The organism is Nocardia sp. NPDC050718, assembly GCF_040654235.1.
Classification (GTDB): Bacteria; Actinomycetota; Actinomycetes; order Mycobacteriales; family Mycobacteriaceae; genus Nocardia.
The window spans coordinates 11,643-29,298 of the sequence record NZ_JBFAHQ010000001.1 but is presented as its reverse complement, the minus strand read 5'-3'; the positions used below and the strand labels follow the sequence as shown (position 1 = coordinate 29,298).

Here is a 17,656-nt window from a genome sequence, read left to right as displayed (position 1 = left end):
CGGCGGTGCGCACGGATTTCGTTTTTCGCCGCCGACGCGCTAAAGTTCCTTCTCGCACGACGAAGCCCCCGGCGATCCCGGAACGGGCCTCGCACGGCGTGCGGATGTAGCGCAGCTGGTAGCGCATCACCTTGCCAAGGTGAGGGTCGCGAGTTCGAATCTCGTCATCCGCTCCACGAAAAGCCCGGTCGACAGTGTGTCGAGCCGGGCTTTTCGCGTTCTCAGCGCCGAGTGATCCACTCGAGCGCCATCGGCGGCAGGTAGTCGCCGATCAGTCTGCGCCGCCACCAGATCCGGTCCCGACGCAACTCGGTACGGGAGCTGAAGTGGTATTCGTAGAGCCGGGCACGCAGGTAGCGCGGCGGCGCGTCGGGGAAGGGGCAGCGCCGCAGCAGGCGCAGGGTGTCGGGGTCGTTGCGGAGCAGGCGCCGCGCCAGGGGGACCGCCCAGCCCCTGGCGTACGCCGGTGACAGCGCGGCGAACCACATCAGCCAGTCCAGGCGCAGGTGATACGGCGCCCACTGCCGGGGCAGGCTGCCTGGTTTGCCTGGTTTGCCCTTGAATTCGTACTCGCGCCACTCCGTCTCCGGGGTGAGCTCGGCCGCGTCGGTGCCCTCGAGCACGATCTCGTGCCGCACCTTGGTGATGCTGCCGAAGGCGCCATAGGTGTTGACCAGGTGCAACGGCTCGAACGACGCGTTCATGGCCTGACGCGGCGAGAGCAGATTGGCGGCAGGCTGATAGCTCAGCACGAGGACCAGCCCGAGGTAGGCGAACACCGCGCCGGTGAACCACACCGGCGGCGGCTGCGTCTCTGGCGCGTCGGGCAGCATCGGGTAGAACCGCCCGCCGACCACCGTGGTCGCCAGCAGCAGCGTCACCCAGTTCAACCAGGCGAAATTGCCCGACAGCACCAGCCACAGCTGGGTGACGATGACGATGCCCGCCGCCACGCTCGCCACCGGCTGCGGCGCGAACAACCCGAACGGCACCACCAGCTGCGCGAAGTGATTGGCCGCGACCTCCACCCGGTGCAGCGGCCGGGGCAGATGGTGGAAGAACCAGCTCAGCGGGCCTGGCATCGGCTGGGTCTCGTGGTGGTAGTACAGGCAGGTCAGATCGCGCCAGCACCGGTCGCCGCGCATCTTGATCAGCCCTGCGCCGAACTCCACCCGGAACAGCAGCCAGCGCGCGGCGAACAGCACGAGCAGCGGCGGCGCGACGGTGTCGTTGCCGAGGAAGATCGCCAGGAAACCGGCCTCGAGCAGCAGCGATTCCCAGCCGAAGGCGTACCAGGCCTGCCCGACATTGACGATCGACAGATACAGCACCCACAGCACGAACCACAGCGCCATCGACCCCCACAGCGGCACCAGATCGGCGGCCCCGACGGCGACGGCGACCGCGACGGCCACGCCCGACCACGCCACCACGGCGTAGCCGCGATCCGAATAGCGCAGCTGGAACAGGCTCGGCGCCCGGCGGAAGGGGGTGCGCGCCAGGAAGCGCGGGATGGGCAGCATTCCCCGCTCGCCGAGCAGCGCGCGGAATTGCAGCGCGGCGCCGAGGAACGCGAGCGCGTAGATCACTGCCAGGCCACGCTGGAAGATCAGCCTGCCCTGCCAGTACTCCGGCGCCGTGAACCAGTCCATGCATCCGCTCCCGGACGGTCATGCTCCCTGGTTCGATTGTCTACCCGATGGTCGTCCGGCGAAACGTCGTCCGTCATTCCGGCAGGTCGAGGCCGGGTCCGCCGTCGACCACGGCACGCAGGCCGGGTTCGGGCCAGCGGGCGGCGATGCCGGGCCGCGTCGACAGGTAGCCGACGATGCGGTCGGTGTCCCAGCCGTGGGATTCGCGCAGACCGGCGGCGATCATGCCGACGTAGCGGGCCGATGGGCGTTGCAGGTCAACGGTTTCCGGGCGCCACGGCGCGGTGCAGGTGAGAATCGGCGCGCCGTCGGCGGTCCCGGCGTGCAGGACGGTCTCGTATCGGCCGGGACCGAGCGCGACCGCGCCCGCCGCCAGTACCGGCGCGAGATCGAAGTCGGCGCTCGGTGTCCGGTACATCTCCTGGGCGAGCAGATCACCGAACTGGCCGACGGTGAGCAGGTACCCCCTGGCCGCGACGCCGGTCGGCCAGCCGGTGGCCGGGCGATCGGTGTAGAAGGCGACACCGCCGGTCCACACCTGGCTCCGCCAGGCGAAATACAGGCTCCCCGGCAGGGTCAGCGGCGTGATCGCGACCGGCGGCGTGCGGTCGCGGAAGCCCGGATAGGTGTGCGCGGTGCCGGGCGGGGTGCCGCCGTCGCGGTAGTAAGCGAACCGCGCGGCGTGCATGTTGGAGCCGTACGCGGCGTACCAGACGTGCTGAGTTGTGGTCACGGGCTCACCTCGGGTGGGTCACGGTTCCCTGAGCGAAGGAAACGAATCCGCTCCTGTCGTCGATTCTTCCTTCGATGGGTCGGGAGGACATCGAGGGGAGAGTTCCAATGAGATCAGCAATCGTGGTGGCGGCGCTGGTGGCGCTCGCAGGGGGACTGGCCGGTTGTGCCGGTGACCAGGGTTCGACCGCGCAGACCACTCCGCCGAGCGCGGCCACCGTCATCCAGCCGAGCGCGCCCGAAATCCTCCCCGATATCTGGGTGCCGAACCCCCCGTCAGGGCAGATTTTGGTGCCCAATGGCTCGGGAAGCACCGGCCCGGTGCCCACCGGTATGCCGTCCCGCGACGACGCCACCGTCGACGCCCGCGACTACCAGCAGCGCGACAGCTTCTACTTCCAATCGCCCACCGGCAACATCATGTGCGGCATCCTCGCCGACGCCCCGTTCGGCGTCGGCTGCCAGCTGTCCAAGGCGAATGTCATTCCACCGCAACTGCCCAACTGCGACGACGCGCCCAACCGCAAGGTCGCCGTGCACACCGTCGGCGGCAAGTCGGAGTTCCTGTGCACCAGCCAGGGCATCTTCGTCGGCGAGCCGGTCGACGGCACCACCAAGGGCGGCGGCGCGACCCTGCACTACGGCGACACGCTGGTAGTCCGCGGCGTCGCCTGCACCTCCAGCCAGCAGGGCATCCGCTGCGACGCGGCGGGCCACGGCTTCACCATCTCCGCCGACAGCCAGACCATCTTCTGACCCGACGACGAAGGGGCGCACCTTCCGGTGCGCCCCTTCGGCCGGTGTCGCGACCTACTGCGCCGTCGACTTGAACCGCCGCAGCCGCAGGCTGTTGCTCACCACGAACACCGAGCTGAACGCCATCGCGGCGCCGGCCAGCATCGGGTTGAGCAGGCCCGCCATGGCCAGCGGGATGGCCGCCACGTTGTAGGCGAAGGCCCAGAACAGGTTGCCCTTGATCGTGGCCAGGGTGCGGCGGGACAGGCGGATCGCGTCGGCGGCGGCGCGCAGGTCGCCGCGGACCAGGGTCAGGTCGCTGGCCTCGATGGCGACATCGGTGCCGGTGCCCATCGACAGGCCCAGATCGGCCTGGGCCAGGGCGGCCGCGTCGTTGACGCCGTCACCCACCATGGCGACGACCTTGCCCTCGGCCTGCAACCGCTTGACGGTGTCGACCTTGTCCTGCGGCAGCACCTCGGCGATCACCTCGTCGATGCCGACCTCGTCGCCGATGGTGCGGGCCGCGCGGGCATTGTCGCCGGTCAGCAGGATCGGGGTCAGGCCGAGTGCGCGGAACTGCGCGATGGCCTGCGCCGAGGTGGGTTTCACGGCGTCGGCGACCACGAGCACGCCGCGCGCCTTGCCGTCCCAGCCGATGGCCACCGCGGTCCTGCCCGCCGACTCCGCTTCCGCCATGGCGGTTTCCAGGTGCGCCGGCAGCGGCTGCGACCAGTCGGCCAGCAGCCGGGCCCGGCCGACGATCACCGCGGAACCGTTCACCACGCCCTGCACGCCGAGACCTTCGACATTGGCGAAGCCCTCCACCGGCAGCAGTTCACCGAACTCGTCCTGCGCGGCCTTGGCGATCGCCTGGGCGATCGGGTGCTCCGACGAGTGTTCCAGCGCGCCCGCCAGTTCCAGTACCCGGCCGCGTTCCTCGCCCTCGGCGGGGAGCACGTCGAGCAGGGTCATCTTGCCGGTGGTGACGGTGCCGGTCTTGTCCAGCACGATGGTGTCGACCTTGCGGGTCGATTCCAGCACCTCGGGACCCTTGATCAGGATGCCGAGCTGGGCGCCGCGCCCGGTGCCGACCATCAGCGCGGTCGGGGTGGCCAGGCCGAGGGCGCACGGGCAGGCGATGATCAGCACCGCGACACCGGCGGTGAAGGCCGCCGCGATCGCGCCACCGGTGCCGAGCCAGAAGCCGAGGGTGCCGACGGCCAGCGCGATGACGATCGGGACGAAGATGCCGGAGATCTTGTCGGCCAGGCGCTGGGCCTGGGCCTTCCCGGTCTGCGCGTCCTCGACGAGCTGGGCCATCTGCGCCAGCTGGGTGTCGGCGCCGATCCTGGTGGCGCGCACCAGGAGCCGTCCGCCGACATTGACGGTCGCGCCGGTCACCGCGTCGCCCGCGCCGACCTCGACCGGCACCGATTCGCCGGTCAGCATGGCGGCGTCGACCGCCGAACTGCCCTCGGTCACCACACCGTCGGTGGCGATCTTCTCGCCGGGCCGGACGATGAACTCGTCACCGACGGCCAGCTGCTCCACCGGAATCCGCGTCTCGACGCCGTCGCGCAGCACCGCGACGTCCTTGGCGCCCAGCTCCAGCAGCGCCCGCAGCGCCGCACCGGCGCGCCGCTTGGACCTGGCCTCGAAGTAGCGTCCGGCCAGGATGAACGTGGTGACGCCCGCCGCGGCCTCCAGGTAGATGCTGCCGGTGCCGTCCATCCGGGCGATGGTGAACTCGAACGGGTGCTTCATGCCCGGCGTGCCCGCAGTGCCCCAGAACAGGGCGTACAGCGACCAGCCGAAGGCGGCGAGCGTGCCCATCGACACCAGCGTGTCCATGGTGGCGGTGCCGTGCTTCAGGTTGGTCCAGGCCGCCTTGTGAAAGGGCAGCGCGCCCCACACGACGACCGGGGCGGCCAGCGTCAGCGACAGCCACTGCCAGTTGGTGAACTGCAACGCGGGGATCATCGCCATCGCGATGACCGGGACGGTGAGCACCAGCGAGACCAGCAGGCGGGTGCGTAGCGAAGCGGTCGGGTCGGGTTCGGCGGCCGCGTCCTCGGTGGGCTCGGCCTGCTTCGGCGCGGGCAGTGCGGCGGTGTAGCCGGCCTGCTCGACGGTGGCGATCAGCTCCTCGGGGGAGACGTCGCCGGTGAAGTCGACCCTGGCCTTCTCGGTCGCGTAGTTGACCGTCGCGGTGACCCCGTCGAGCTTGTTGAGCTTCTTCTCGATCCGGTTCGCGCAGGAAGCGCAGGTCATGCCACCGATCACCAGTTCTACCTGGCCGGTGCCCGGTGGTTGCGTCACGGTGGTCATGGGGTGCTCCGTTTCGTTCCTGGTATCGATTCTTGCTGAGGGATTGCTGGTGGGCTACGTCAGTGCCCGTGGCCGGGTTCGGCCGGTGCGTTCGTCGGGGCCGGGCTGCTCGCGCCGGTGGCGTCCGGCTGGGCGACCCGCACCGTGAACTCCGCGGTCCGGACGACGCCCTGGTGCTGGAAGTCGAGGAACAGGCGGTAGTCGCCCGCGCTCGGCGCGTTCACCACGAAGTCGATGCCGGGACCGGCGGGGGTGACCCCGTCGCCGGGCGCGCCCTCGGGGTGGACGTGCAGGTAGGCGAGGTCGGCCGCGCGCAGGGCGACCAGGTGGCCGTAGGCCCCGAGGTAGGGCTGCAGGTCGGTGACCGGTGTGCCGTTGCGGCTCACCGAGAGCGTCACGTTCGAGGCGGCGCCCGGGGTGACCGTGCCGTTCAGCGCGACGGTGTACTCGCCGACCTGCGCGGTGGCCGCGGGGGCAGGGAGCGCCTGCACGTCGTAGTTGCCCGCGACGCGCAGGTCGGCGCCGAGGGTCAGGTTCGACCCGCCCGCCGGGGTGAAGTCGGCGAACACCCGGTAGTCGCCGCCCCGGCTCAGGTTCAGCGGCACCGACCATGTACCGGCCGGGTCGAGCACCGGGTGCACGTGCTGGAAGCCCGCCATGTCCCGCCGCACCACGATCAGGTGCAGATCCTTGTCGTGGCTGGTCACGTACTTCGTGACCGGTGCGCCGGTGGCGTCGAGGATGCGGAAGCTCACCGGCGCCTGCGCCGCGGTCGTGGTGTTCGGCTTGTCGATGGCGAGGGTGTAGCCCTGATCGGAGGCGAGCAGGCCGCCGGGCAGATCGGCCGACGGTGCCGCCGCGGTCTCGTGCTCGCCGTGCCCGGCCGGTTCGGAAGGTTCCGGACCGACCAGGGCACCTGCGGCCAGAGCGATCCCGAAGACCGCCGCGAGGCCGAGGGTGAATCCGGCGAACTTGCCTGTTGCGTTCATCGGGATGCTCCGTTTCGGGTTCAGTCGGCGAGCTGGAAGCCGGCCGCGGTGACGGCGTCGGCGAGGGCGGTGCGGTCGGGTGCGGTGCCGTCGATCGCCACCGAGCCGGTGGCCAGGTCGACCTCGACGCCGGTGACGCCGGGCAGCGCGCCGACCTTGTCGCGCACCTTGTTGGTGCAGCAACCGCAGGTCATACCGGTGACGGTGACAGTGGTGGTGCTCATGGTGGTCTCCTCGTTCTCGATCTCAATCATTACCATACCCCCCTAGGGTATTTTGTCAAACGGTCGCGTCGGCGGTGGCCGGGGCCGGAGCCCGCATGACCGCGGCGGTGATGCCCGCGCCGGCCAGGGCCAGCAGGCCCGCGCCGAGGAAGGCCGCCGAGTAGCCGTCGGTCAGTGCCGTGGCGTCGCCCAGTTCGCCGGCGCCGAACGCGGCGGCGACCGCCGTCATCGCGGCCAGGCCGAGCGCGGAACCCACCTGGTAGCTGACATTGACGATGCCCGAGGCCAAGCCGCCCTCCTCCGGTCGCGCCGCCGAGATGGCGGTGCCGAGCGAGGGGATGAAGGCCAGCGACATACCGCCCGCGGCCACCAGCGAGGCGGGCAGCACGTCGACCCAGAAGTTGCCGGTTGGCCGCACCAGCGACATGATCCCGAGGCCGAGGCCGAGCACGATCAGGCCGGTGACGATCATCGGCTTGGCGCCGAAGCGCTGCATGGCCTTCGGGGCCAGCACCACCATGCCGAGCATGATCAGCGTGGTCATCGGCAGCAGCGCGGCGCCCGAGGGGAACGCGCTGTAGCCGAGCACCTGCTGTAGGTACAGGTTCAGGAAGAACCACATCGGCACCCAGGCGGCGGCCAGCGCGAACTGGGCGAAGTTGGCGGCGGCCAGGTTCGGCGCGCGGAAGATGCTCAGCCGCATCAGCGGTTCGCTCCGCCGCGACTGGAGGACGACGAAGCCGGCCAGCAGCGCGGCGGCCAGCGCCAGCACACCCCAGGTCTGCCCCGAGGCCCAGCCTGCCTCCGGCGCCTGCACGATCGCGTACACCGCGGCCGCCAAACCGGCCGTCACCGTGATGGATCCGACGATGTCGATGGAACCCTTGCGGGCCGGGGCGGCGGGCATCAGCAGCGGAACGGCGATCAGGGCCAGCACCGCGATCGGGACGTTGATGTAGAAAACCCAAGGCCAGCTGATGTATTCGGTGATCACGCCACCCAGGAACACGCCCGCGGTACCACCGGCGGGCGCGGCAGCGCCGTAGACGGCCAGCGCCTTGGTGAGTTCCTGTGGCGAGCCGCCGAATAGCATCATCAGCAGGGTCAGCGCCGAGGGTGCGATCAGTGCCGCGCCCGCGCCCTGGATCGCCCGGCCCGCGAGCTCGAGACCGACGGTGCCCGCGGCACCGGCGAGCACGGAACCCACGGCCAGCACCAGCCAGCCGGCCCCGAAGACCCGGCGCGCGCCGAGCAGGTCGGAGAGCCGGCCGCCGAGCAGCAGCAGCCCGCCGAAGGCGATCACGTAGGCGTTGAACACCCAGGTCAGATTGCCGGGGGTGAAGCCGAGTTCGGCCTGCATCTTCGGCAGCGCGATCCCGATGATCGAGGTGTCCATGATGACCATGAACTGCGCTGCGGCGATCACCGCCAGCGCCCACCACTTCCTGGTGGATTGCGATTGCGTAGTCACGACTTTCGTCCTTTCGAGCGGAGAGCGTCTCGTGGTCGGTACCATACCCCCCTAGGGTATAAACCTGTCAAGCCTCCGGCGGAAAGGATTCCGGCAGTCGAAAGCCCGGCCCACACGGTGGTGGACCGGGCATTTCGTGCTGCGCCGGATCAGGATTCGGGGCGATAGGTGATCAGCGCGACGGCCGGTGCCGACACCACCTGGACGCGGTCGCTGCCGTCGACGCGGATGTGCGCGAAGCCGCCCTCGATGGCGACGCGCGCGTCGCGCACCAGCGCGGTCTGTTGGCCGTCGGCATCGGTCAGGGTGTAGCCCGCGACCAGTTCTACGGTGTCGGCGGCTCGCCATTTCGGTGTCATCGCAGGTGCTTTCGGCGTGTGGGGAGCGGGTGGAAAGTCCAGCTCAGGGCGGGCCACATGGTTGAAGTAGTTCGACAGCACATTCAGTGCGACATGGCCGACGGCCTCGGTCAGTTCGGCATCGCTGACGCCGTTGTTCCTGGCCTCGGTCAGTTGGTCGTCGGCCACCCGGCCACCGGTGCGCAGTACCTCGCGGGCGAAGCGCAGCACCGCCTCGGCGTGCGGGTCCTCGGCCCGCGCGGCCTGTGTCGCCGTGATCGCCTCCGGGGAGAAACCCATCTTCGCCGCGCGCATCGTGTGCGCCGAAACGCAGTATTCGCAGCCGTTGTCGGCGGCGATCAGGAGGGCGAGCTGCTCGCGGGTACGGGCGTCGAGCGTGCCCGCCGTCAGCGCGTCTCGCAGGCGCAGATACCCCCGTAGGGTGGCCGGGCTGTTCGCCATGGCGGCGTAGAGATTCGGCACCCGGCCCAGTTGCCGCTGGACTTCGGTGAGCAGTTCGCCCTGCTCGGTATCGGCGGTATCGGCGGAGAGAACAGGCAGTCGGGACATGGTGCGCTCCAGAGGTGTTCGACAACGGTACTGATCAGTACCGAGCCGTGACGGTACCGATCGGTTCCGTTGTGGTCAATCAACTCGGTACCGATCGTTTCCGTTCTGGTACGGTGAGCGCATGGCGACACAGGCCAAGCAGCGGTTGCTCAACACCGCCGAGGAGTTGTTCTACGCGGAGGGGATTCGCGCCGTCGGGATCGATCGGCTGCTCCAGGAGTCCGGCGTCGGCCGCGCTTCCTTCTACCGGCACTTCGCGAGCAAGGACGACCTGGTCGTCGCCGTCCTCGAAGACCGCGACCGCCGCTGGCTGGACTGGCTGCGCACCTCCGTCGAAGCCGTCGACGACCCCGCCGCGCGCCCCATGGCCGTCTTCACCGCACTCGCACAACGCTTCGCCCGCAACGATTTCCGCGGCTGCGCCTTCATCAACACGATGATCGAGGTCGCCGACCCCACCGCCCCCGCCCACCAGGTAGCCGACCGCCACAAGCGCCGCGTCATCGCCTACCTCACCGAATTACTCACCGCCGCAAACCAACCCGATCCAGACACCCTCGCCCCCGAACTGGCCCTGCTCATCGACGGCGCCATCGTCACCGCCGTCCGCGAGAACTCCCCGGCCGCCGCCGACCGCGCCGCCACCATCGCCACGAAACTCCTGTCCTGAGCAGTAGTACTCAGGGACGCTGCGGCAACAATGTGCTGACTTCCTCCATGGCGCGGAGCCAGCCCGCCGTGTCGGTGCACCGCAATTCGACCAACTCGAGCAGCCGGGTGAGGTCGTCGGTCAGATTTCTGCTGAAGATCGGCTCGTGATGCGCGACGCGGTTGCGCAGCTTCCTGATCGAGTCCAAGTCGGTGTAGATCCGGCCGCGGAGCTCGCGTGCGGTGTGTGAAGTTCTCGACGGAAACAGCGTGAGTATCTGGTGATCCCAGACCCGAACGTCGTGGCGGGCGGTGAACATACTCTGCCAGAACGCGAACTTCAGTTCCGCGATCACCTTTCCGGTCGTGTGCTCCTTGCTGCGCGCCCGGGTCAGGTCCCGGCGCGGGTTGTAGGAGGGGCCGCCCGGCCCGGGAAGGCTGCGCTCGAAATTGCCGTCCCACGGCCATCGCGGTCCATAGGTCGCGGTCAGCGCGTCCGACACTGCGTTTCGCGTGGCGATTTCCGCGAAGTGGAAAATGTACACTTGGACGCATTAGTCGTGGGAATCGTGGGCTTCGGCCTCCCCCCGCGGACAGACGAAATGAGAATGGGACCTCGCTCGCGGGGTCCCATTCTCATTTCCGGTCAGCTTGCGTGGAGGTGGCGGGCTGTTGGGGAGGTGGCGACGGTTGCCGGGTCGGGGGCGGTGCCGAGGAGGCGGTCGGCGGTGCCGGAGGTGGTGACGGTGAACCAGTAGTGCTCGTTCTTGTAGTGGTGGTGGCGGTGATTGCGCCAGACTGCCCGGTAGAGAGCGTGCTTGGGCTTGTAGTCGGTGTGGATGAGGTAGTGCGTCCACTCGTAGAGCAGGCCGAGGGTGGTGATCGTCAGCAGGAAGGTCAGGCCGAGGCCGAGACGCGGGAAGGCCAGCAGGCCGATCGCGAGCAGGGCGACGATGGTGAACGCCAGCGACTTGGGTGGGATGAACACCAGCGGGATGTCGCGCGGATCCGTGTGGTGCGCACGGTGTTTGCTGGCCAGTTCGCTGTCGATGGTCAGCGGGCCGAGATGCCGCGGGCGCCAGTGCAGCACCGTCACGTGGATGATCCACTCCGTCAGCGGGAACGTGCCGATGACGATCAGCGGGACGAGCGCGTCGGTGAACTGCCAGTCGCCGACGGCGATGCGCGCCACCAGGACGGCGACGAAGACGGTGGCGATCATCCAGGGCGAGGGATGCCGGACGAACTCGCGGGCCATCTCGCTCAGCGAGGCGCTGCGGCGGAGCGAGCGGGCCGCGCCGGATCCGGTGGGGCGGCCCCGATCGGCCGCGGTGGTGTCGTGCGACGTCGTTGTCGGACGGTCATTCTTCATGGCGATTCCTCGGGTGGATCACGCCCCGTCGAGGGCGTGGATGAGAGCGGTGGTCGCCGGCCCGAGCAGTGCTCGCGCGGACTCGGCGGCCCGTTCCGGCTCGCCCGCGGTGATCGCGGCGGCCAGGTCTCGATACGCGCCACCATTGCCCACCTCGGCGGACATGATCGGCGCGAGCGCCGCCAGCGCTGGTTCGTAGGCGGCGCGAAGCATGGAGTACATCAGCCGGAACGCGATCGAATCGGCCAGCTCGAGGACGTGGTCCCAGAATTCGAGGGCGATGCGCTGCTGGGTGAGCGGGTCCGCCTCGGCGAGCAGCGCGGTCACGGACGCGCCGAGCGGGTCCAGTTCGGCGGCGAGCGCGTCGGCGCCCTTCGCGCGGACCCGGGCGGCCGCGAGCTCCGCGATCTTGGGACCGTTGTGCAGCCGCGCCTCGAGAATGCTGCGCGCCACGGCGGGATCGATGGTGTCGCCCCGCAGCAGTAGCCGGGGCAGCACTTCCAGTCCGGCGCTGCGTCGATAGTCGAGCACGGTGGTGGCTTCCCCCTGCCGCACCGACACCAGCCCCGCGGCCGCCAGCCGCTGCAACGCCTCCCGCACGGCGGGCCGCGACACTCCCAGCGCCTCCGCCAGCTGGCGCTCGCTCGGCAGGGTGCTCCCCGCCGCCAGCTCCCCGCCCAGCACCTCGGCGGCGATCTGCTCGAACACATCACCCGATACCGACCGCTTCACGACAGGAGTCCACGCCATGCCCTCGATAATCCCCCCAACAGGTCAAGAGGTCAAGTGGTCAGACCAGTTGAATCGACAGGGCTGGTGCCCATGTCTGAGCAGGGGGAATCAGCTGGGGTCGGAGCCGCGGATGGCTGAGAACCAGGTGAACGTGGCGGCGGCGGCGAGAGTGGCGCCGGTGAAGGCGGGGATGCCGCCGTTCATGACGTAGACCCACAGCAGGCCCGCGATCGGGGCGGCGACGGCGGGCTGGACATCGAGGATCAGGCGGCGGGCGACGCCGTATGCGGGGACCTCGGACGGGCGGCTCGGGTTATCGATGAGCTTGCCCGCCGGCTCGGTGTTGCGGACCCGGCCCGACGGGTAGAAGCGGGTATCGCCGGTGCGGATCGTGCGCCCGGTCAGCTCCAGGTCGGTCGGCGTCAGCGCGGACAGGCCCGGCTCGTAGAACACCGGCTGCCACACCATCCGATCCCCGCTGGTGATCTCCAGCCACGACCGGCTGACCAGCCGATGCTGCTGCCGGACCCGCCGCCCCCCGACCGTGCCCGTCGCGACGAGCCCGGTCGGCAGGACCCCGAACGCCAGCCCCACCTGATAGGTGGTGACCGCGAGAATCACCAGCACGACCACGGCGAGCGCACTCAGCTGATCGAGATCGGCGAACGGCACCAGCGCGGCGATGACCGCGATGGTGCCGGACGTGACCAGCAGGGGGTAGGTGAGCGCGCGCGCCGGGCCGGAACTGGTCACGGGTTACTTCACGAAGCCGATCTTGGTGTAGTCGAGCGAAGCCAGGCCCGCCGCACCGAAATTGGCGAGATCGGCGCGCACGCCGACGTTGCCCGCGGACTGGAACAGCGGCACCGAGTGGCCCTCCTCGAAGACCTTCCGGTCGACCTGGTTTGCCAGTTCCTTGGCCTTGTCCGGATCGAGTTCGGAGATGGTCTGCTCGATGAGGGCGTTGAGCTCGGGCGAGCCGATCCGGCCGTAGTTGCCCTGGATGTCGTCCGGGTAGTAGCCGTAGATCTGGGTCAGGCTGCTCAGCGGGAACGGGTCACCGGCCCAGAACCACTGGCCCACATCGAAGTTGCCCGGCTGCAGGACGTCGGAGAACAGACCGGCGCCCGGCTTGGTCTCGATGACCAGCTTGACGCCGATCTGCGCGAGATTCTGCTGGATGATCTGACCGATCTGGATATTGGTCGGGTCGTTGTACATGACGTCGCGGATCTCGAGCTTGCGCCCATCCTTCTCGCGCACGTCGCCGTTGAGCTTCCAGCCGAGGGCGTCGAGCTCGCTCGCCGCCGCCGTCGGGTCGAACCCGAGACTGTTGTCCTGATAGCCGTCCTGGCCGCGCAGGTAGACGTGATTGTTCAGCGGCTGCGGGTCCTGGACGAGACCGTTCTGGATGGCGGTCGCGATGCCCTGCCGATCGATCGCCTTCGAAATCGCGACGCGCACACCCTGTTCCGCGAGCAGCGAACCGGGCGCACCGTTGAAGGTGAAGTGGCCCCAGCTGTTGCCGGGTGCGCGGCGGACCGCGACGCCCGGCGCGTTGCGCACCGACTTCAGGTTGTCCAGGCTGGCCACGCCGACCGCGTCGATCTCGTTGTTCAGCAGCGCGGGCACGAAGGCCGCGCTGTCGAGCACGCTGAAGGTGATGGTGTCCAGCTTCGGCGTCGCACCCCACCACTTGGGGTTGCGGGCGAGGACGACGCGACCCTGGCCGCGGTCGACGGACTGGACGATGAACGGACCGGACGACAGGCCGAGCCCGTTGACCTGGCTGTTGTTGAAGGCGTCCGGCGTCGCCGTGGCGGACTTGGGGAGCAGGAAGGAGTTACCGGCGAACTGGCCACGCCAGTCGGCGTAGTGCTTGTTGAAGGTGATGACGGCCTGCCGGTCGTCGACACCGCGCTCGACCTTCTCGATCCGGTCGAAGCCGCTGCTGTTCGCGATCAGGAAGGCCTTGTCCTTGCCGCTGAGCGCGTTGGCCTGGGCCTGGAAGTCCTCCCAGGTGATCGGCGAACCGTCCGACCAGACGGCCTTGGGGTTGATCGTGTACGTCACCTGCTGCGGCTCGGTGTTGGTCAGGGCGACATCGGTGAAGAAGTCGGTGTTGACCGAGAGTTCCGCCGCGGCATTGGTCTTGAACGCGCGCGGCATCACCGGCCGCAGGATCGAACCGGTGTCACCGTCGTTGCCGTCGGTGTGCAGGGAATTCCAGTTCTCCGGCAGCGAGGTGAGCGCCAGGCGCAGGTTGCCGCCGTCGCGCAGCTCGCTGACATCCTTCGGATTGATGTCGTTGGTCGTGCCGAGCGCGGCCTGGCCCTCGGCCGGCGGTTCCTCCGAGCTGCACCCGGCAGCGAGCACACTGACGATGACCAGAGGTATGGCCAGGCGCGTGGTCAATGAACGAATCCGCATGGTCCGCTCCTTTCCAAATGTTCGCTGCACGAGTGCGGCACTTCGGTGATTACTTGACGAAGCCGACCTTGGTGTAGTCCTCCGACGCCAGTCCCGGCGCACCGTAGTTCGCGAGGTTATCCCGCACCGCGACCGTACCCGCGGACTGCACGATGGGCAGCGAGAAGCCTTCCTCGAAGATCATCCGATCAGCCTTGTTCGCCAGCTCGATGGCCTTTTCCGGGTCGAGTTCGGCGATCACTTCCTCGATCAGGGCATTCAGCTCAGGTGAACCGATGCGGCCCTTGTTGCTCAGCGGGTTGGCCGGGTCGTAGGCGTAGATCTGTGGAAGTGCGCCGAGCGGGAAGATGCTCTTGGACCAGACGAATTGGGCGATATCGAAATTCCCCGGATCGATGACATCGGTGAACAGGCCGTTGCCCGGATAGGTCTCGATCTTCAGTTTCACCCCGATCGCCGCGAGATTCTGCTGCGCGATCTGTGCCATCTGCGTCCAGGTATCCGACTGGTACATGACGTCGCGGATCTCGAGCTTGCGGCCGTCCTTCTCCCGCACGTCGCCGTTGAGCTTCCAGCCCAATTCATCGAGCATGCGAGCGGCCTCGGCCGGGTCGTACGACACCGATTGGGCGTTGTCCTGATAGCCCTTCTGCCCGACCAGGAAGAGGTGATTGTTCAGCGGCTTCGGGTCGGTCACGATGCCCTGCTGGGTCGCGGTGGCGATGGCCTGCCGGTCGATGCCCTTGGAGATCGCGATCCGGAGCTTCGGGTCGGACAGAAGTGCGCCCGGTGCCCCGTTGAAAGTGAAGTGTGAGAACCGGTTCGCCGAGGCACGTCGGACCTTGACCCCCGGTGTGCCGGTAGCGGCGGTCACCTCCTCGATCCCGCTCAGGCCCGTGGCATCGAGTTCGTTGTTCTGCAACGCGGTCAAGCGGGCCTCGTCAGCGAGGACGCTGTAGGTGACGGTGTCCAGCTTGGGGGTGTCGCCCCACCACCTCGGGTTGCGGCTGAGCACGATTCGCTGCTGTGCGCGGTCGATCGAGGTGATGATGAACGGTCCCGACGACAGCGGCATCTCGTTCCGGTACAGATTCTCGAAGGCCTCGGGGGTCGAGGTGAGCTGGCGTGGGTACAGCGGATTGAACAGGCCCTTCCATTCCGCGTAGTGCTCGGCGAAGGTGACGATCGCCTGCCGGTCATCGACACCGCGCTCGACCTTCTCGACGCTGCTGTAACCCTGGTCGTGACTGATCTTGAACGCCGGGTCGCGGCCACTCATCGCGGTAGCTTGCGAGCGCAGATCCTCCCAGGTGATCGGCGACCCGTCCGACCACACGGCCTTCGGGTTGATCGTGTACACGATCCGCTGGGGATTGGTGTCGGTGAGCTGGACATCGGTGTAGAAGTTGTGGTCGATCGAGAGTTCGCCCGCGGCATCGGCATTGATCGATCCGGGCAGCGTCCATCCGGTGACGTCACTGACCTCCCCGTCGGAATCGACATGGAGGCTGTTGAACGTCTCCGGGAAGCTGGACAGTGCCAACCGGAAGTTGCCGCCGTCGCGGATCGCGTCACGTTCCTGCGGGTTGATGTCGTTGACCGCACCGATCGAACTCGACCCCGATTCCACGGTGGCATCGGACCCACAGCCGCCCAAGACCAGCGTCAACGCGACAGCGGGCGCCGCCACGCGGAAACCGGCGCGACGCAGCCGGGATGCGTAAGTAGCAGTGGTCATTTCGTGAATCCGATCTTCGTGTAGTCGTACGATGCCAAGCCCGGCGAACCGATGTTGGCGAGGGTGGTGCGGGCGCCGAAGCTGCCGTCGGACTGCATGAGGGGCAGGGAGTGGCCCTCCTCGAACACCGCGCGGTCGACCTGGTTGGCCAGCTCGATGGATTTCTGCGGGTCGAGTTCGGTGATGGTGCGTTCGATCAGGGCGTTGAGTTCGGGGGAGCCGATGCGGCCGTAGTTGCCCTGCAGGTCGGTGGGGTCGTAGTAGTAGATCTGGCGGATGCTGGACAGCGGGAACGGGTCGCCCTGGAAGATGAACTGGGCGGCGTCGAAATCGCCGGGCTGGATGACGTCGGTGAAGTAGCCGGCGGAGGGCTTGGTGTCGATGGTCAGGCCGACGCCGATCGCGGCGAGGTTCTGCTGGATGATCTGGGCGATCTGCACCCAGGTCGGGTCGTTGTACATGACATCGCGGATGACGAGCTTGCGGCCGTCCTTCTCGCGCACATCGCCGTTGAGCTTCCAGCCGAGCGCGTCGAGTTCCCTGGCCGCGGCGTCGGGGTCGAAGCCGAGGCTGTTGTCGCGGTAGCCGTCCTGGCCCTGCAGGAAGATGTGGTTGTTCAGCGGCTTCGGGTCCTCGACCAGGCCGTTCTGCAACGCGGTGACGATGCCCTGCCGGTCGATCGCCTTCGAGATCGCGACGCGCACCCCCTCTTCGGCGAGGATCGAGCCGGGCGCGCCGTTGAAGGTGATGTGGCGCCAGCGGTTACCCGGCGCGCGGCGGACCACCAGGCCCTCGGTGCCGCGCACGGTCTTCACCTCGTCGATGGTGGTCAGCCGGACCAGGTCGAGTTCGTTGTTCTGCAGCGCCTGCACCCAGGCCGTGTGGTCGAGCACGCTGTAGGTGATGGTGTCGAGCAGCGGCTGCTCGCCCCACCATTTCGGGTTGCGGCCCAGGGTGATCCGGCCCTGACCGCGGTCGGTGGCGGTGATGATGAACGGGCCCGCGGTGAGACCGATCGCGTCGACCTGACTGGTGTTGAAGGCCTCGGGGGTGCTGGTCACCGACTTCGGGTACAGCGAGCTGTTGCCGGCGAACTGGCCGCGCCAGTCGGCGAACGGGGTACCGAAGGTGAGCACCGCCTGCCGGTCGTCGACGCCGCGCTCGACCCGGTCGACGAACTCGAAACCGTTGGTGATGGCGATCAGGTAGCGCTTGTCCCGGCCGCTGAGCGCGTTCGCCTGCGCGGCGATGTCCTCCCAGGTGATCGGGGAACCGTCCGACCACACCGCCTTCGGGTTGATCGTGTACGTCACCCGCATCGGATCGGTGCCGGTCAGCGCGATATCGGTGAAGTAGTCGGGGTCGACGGTGAGCTTGCCCGCCGCGTCGATCGCGAACGAGCGGGGCATCATCGGGCGCAGGATGTCGGCGATCTCGCCGTCGTTGCCGTCGTTGGACAGCGTGTTCCAGTTCGCCGGATAGCTGGTCGTCGCCAGCCGCAGGTTCCCGCCCTCGCGCAGGGCTTCGCGCGGCAGGGGGTTGATATCGCTGGTGGTCCCGAGCGCATCGGTCAGACCCGTGGCCGAATCGTCGGCGGAACCACACCCCGCCACGATCATCCCGGCCGCCACCACCACGGCGGCGCAACGCAGCCTGGCACGACGACGGGCTTGCATTCCTCGGGATCTCATGGC

General features: G+C 68.4%; 16 protein-coding genes and 1 tRNA gene. 3 read left to right on the top strand and 14 right to left on the bottom strand.

The window, feature by feature from the left end; translation table 11 throughout:
• Nucleotides 1–100 precede the first annotated feature (100 nt).
• A tRNA-Gly gene (locus AB0H54_RS00135) sits at nt 101–176 on the top strand.
• Nucleotides 177–221: 45 nt separating this feature from the next.
• Here AB0H54_RS00135 and AB0H54_RS00130 read toward each other — a convergent pair.
• Complete coding sequence (locus AB0H54_RS00130) at nt 222–1,652, bottom strand: lipase maturation factor family protein (RefSeq protein ID WP_357341752.1); 1,431 nt, start codon at nt 1,650–1,652, stop codon at nt 222–224.
• Nucleotides 1,653–1,725: 73 nt separating this feature from the next.
• Entirely contained in the window at nt 1,726–2,385 is a 660-nt protein-coding gene (locus AB0H54_RS00125) for a histone deacetylase (RefSeq protein ID WP_357341750.1), read from the bottom strand.
• Between the two features lie 107 nt (nt 2,386–2,492).
• On the opposite strand from AB0H54_RS00125, the gene AB0H54_RS00120 reads away from it, so the two are divergent.
• Nucleotides 2,493–3,140, top strand: coding sequence for a DUF6636 domain-containing protein (locus AB0H54_RS00120; RefSeq protein WP_357341748.1), 648 nt, complete (start codon nt 2,493–2,495; stop codon nt 3,138–3,140).
• 54 nt (nt 3,141–3,194) lie between these two features.
• Here the strand turns inward: AB0H54_RS00120 and AB0H54_RS00115 are convergent, their stop codons facing one another.
• The 5 genes from AB0H54_RS00115 to AB0H54_RS00095 all read right to left on the bottom strand — a co-directional run bounded on the left by AB0H54_RS00115 (nt 3,195) and on the right by AB0H54_RS00095 (nt 9,042).
• Entirely contained in the window at nt 3,195–5,450 is a 2,256-nt protein-coding gene (locus AB0H54_RS00115; protein WP_355283554.1) for a heavy metal translocating P-type ATPase, read from the bottom strand.
• Nucleotides 5,451–5,509: 59 nt separating this feature from the next.
• Nucleotides 5,510–6,439, bottom strand: coding sequence for a hypothetical protein (locus tag AB0H54_RS00110; protein WP_357341746.1), 930 nt, complete (start codon nt 6,437–6,439; stop codon nt 5,510–5,512).
• 20 nt (nt 6,440–6,459) lie between these two features.
• A complete protein-coding gene (locus tag AB0H54_RS00105; RefSeq protein ID WP_355283667.1) occupies nt 6,460–6,663 on the bottom strand; it encodes a heavy metal-associated domain-containing protein in 204 nt (67 codons plus the stop codon).
• 55 nt (nt 6,664–6,718) lie between these two features.
• Entirely contained in the window at nt 6,719–8,134 is a 1,416-nt protein-coding gene (locus tag AB0H54_RS00100) for an MFS transporter (protein WP_357341744.1), read from the bottom strand.
• Between the two features lie 149 nt (nt 8,135–8,283).
• Nucleotides 8,284–9,042 carry a carboxymuconolactone decarboxylase family protein gene (locus AB0H54_RS00095; RefSeq protein ID WP_357341742.1) on the bottom strand — a complete coding sequence of 253 codons (759 nt, stop codon included), beginning with the start codon at nt 9,040–9,042 and terminating at the stop codon, nt 8,284–8,286.
• Between the two features lie 121 nt (nt 9,043–9,163).
• On the opposite strand from AB0H54_RS00095, the gene AB0H54_RS00090 reads away from it, so the two are divergent.
• The gene (locus tag AB0H54_RS00090) at nt 9,164–9,712 is read left to right on the top strand and encodes a TetR/AcrR family transcriptional regulator (protein WP_357341740.1); all 549 of its coding nucleotides are present in this window, start codon (nt 9,164–9,166) and stop codon (nt 9,710–9,712) included.
• 10 nt (nt 9,713–9,722) lie between these two features.
• On the opposite strand, the gene AB0H54_RS00085 is transcribed toward AB0H54_RS00090, so the two are convergent.
• From AB0H54_RS00085 to AB0H54_RS00055, 7 genes are all read right to left on the bottom strand, one after another.
• Nucleotides 9,723–10,193 carry a hypothetical protein gene (locus AB0H54_RS00085; protein WP_357341738.1) on the bottom strand — a complete coding sequence of 157 codons (471 nt, stop codon included), beginning with the start codon at nt 10,191–10,193 and terminating at the stop codon, nt 9,723–9,725.
• Between the two features lie 143 nt (nt 10,194–10,336).
• Nucleotides 10,337–10,948 carry a sterol desaturase family protein gene (locus AB0H54_RS00080; protein ID WP_355283670.1) on the bottom strand — a complete coding sequence of 204 codons (612 nt, stop codon included), beginning with the start codon at nt 10,946–10,948 and terminating at the stop codon, nt 10,337–10,339.
• 132 nt (nt 10,949–11,080) lie between these two features.
• The gene (locus AB0H54_RS00075) at nt 11,081–11,812 is read right to left on the bottom strand and encodes a GntR family transcriptional regulator (RefSeq protein WP_357341736.1); all 732 of its coding nucleotides are present in this window, start codon (nt 11,810–11,812) and stop codon (nt 11,081–11,083) included.
• 90 nt (nt 11,813–11,902) lie between these two features.
• Entirely contained in the window at nt 11,903–12,547 is a 645-nt protein-coding gene (locus AB0H54_RS00070; protein WP_357341734.1) for a hypothetical protein, read from the bottom strand.
• Nucleotides 12,548–12,550: 3 nt separating this feature from the next.
• A complete protein-coding gene (locus AB0H54_RS00065; protein WP_357341732.1) occupies nt 12,551–14,224 on the bottom strand; it encodes an ABC transporter family substrate-binding protein in 1,674 nt (557 codons plus the stop codon).
• A gap of 49 nt (nt 14,225–14,273) precedes the next feature.
• On the bottom strand, nt 14,274–15,962 hold the full coding sequence (locus tag AB0H54_RS00060) for an ABC transporter family substrate-binding protein (RefSeq protein ID WP_357341730.1): 1,689 nt from the start codon (nt 15,960–15,962) through the stop codon (nt 14,274–14,276).
• A complete protein-coding gene (locus AB0H54_RS00055) occupies nt 15,959–17,653 on the bottom strand; it encodes an ABC transporter family substrate-binding protein (RefSeq protein ID WP_357341728.1) in 1,695 nt (564 codons plus the stop codon). The genes AB0H54_RS00060 and AB0H54_RS00055 overlap by 4 nt, the downstream gene beginning before the upstream one ends.
• Between the last annotated feature and the right edge of the window lie 3 nt (nt 17,654–17,656).

Bases quoted from the DNA above. Each gene is read 5' to 3' on its own strand.
- AB0H54_RS00130 (WP_357341752.1), bottom strand. From the start codon at position 1,652: ATGGACTGGTTCACGGCGCCGGAGTACTGGCAGGGCAGGCTGATCTTC.
- AB0H54_RS00120 (WP_357341748.1), top strand. From the start codon at position 2,493: ATGAGATCAGCAATCGTGGTGGCGGCGCTGGTGGCGCTCGCAGGGGGA.
- AB0H54_RS00115 (WP_355283554.1), bottom strand. From the start codon at position 5,450: ATGACCACCGTGACGCAACCACCGGGCACCGGCCAGGTAGAACTGGTG.
- AB0H54_RS00110 (WP_357341746.1), bottom strand. From the start codon at position 6,439: ATGAACGCAACAGGCAAGTTCGCCGGATTCACCCTCGGCCTCGCGGCG.
- AB0H54_RS00105 (WP_355283667.1), bottom strand. From the start codon at position 6,663: ATGAGCACCACCACTGTCACCGTCACCGGTATGACCTGCGGTTGCTGC.
- AB0H54_RS00095 (WP_357341742.1), bottom strand. From the start codon at position 9,042: ATGTCCCGACTGCCTGTTCTCTCCGCCGATACCGCCGATACCGAGCAG.
- AB0H54_RS00090 (WP_357341740.1), top strand. From the start codon at position 9,164: ATGGCGACACAGGCCAAGCAGCGGTTGCTCAACACCGCCGAGGAGTTG.
- AB0H54_RS00080 (WP_355283670.1), bottom strand. From the start codon at position 10,948: ATGGCCCGCGAGTTCGTCCGGCATCCCTCGCCCTGGATGATCGCCACC.
- AB0H54_RS00075 (WP_357341736.1), bottom strand. From the start codon at position 11,812: ATGGCGTGGACTCCTGTCGTGAAGCGGTCGGTATCGGGTGATGTGTTC.
- AB0H54_RS00065 (WP_357341732.1), bottom strand. From the start codon at position 14,224: ATGCGGATTCGTTCATTGACCACGCGCCTGGCCATACCTCTGGTCATC.
- AB0H54_RS00060 (WP_357341730.1), bottom strand. From the start codon at position 15,962: ATGACCACTGCTACTTACGCATCCCGGCTGCGTCGCGCCGGTTTCCGC.
- AB0H54_RS00055 (WP_357341728.1), bottom strand. From the start codon at position 17,653: ATGAGATCCCGAGGAATGCAAGCCCGTCGTCGTGCCAGGCTGCGTTGC.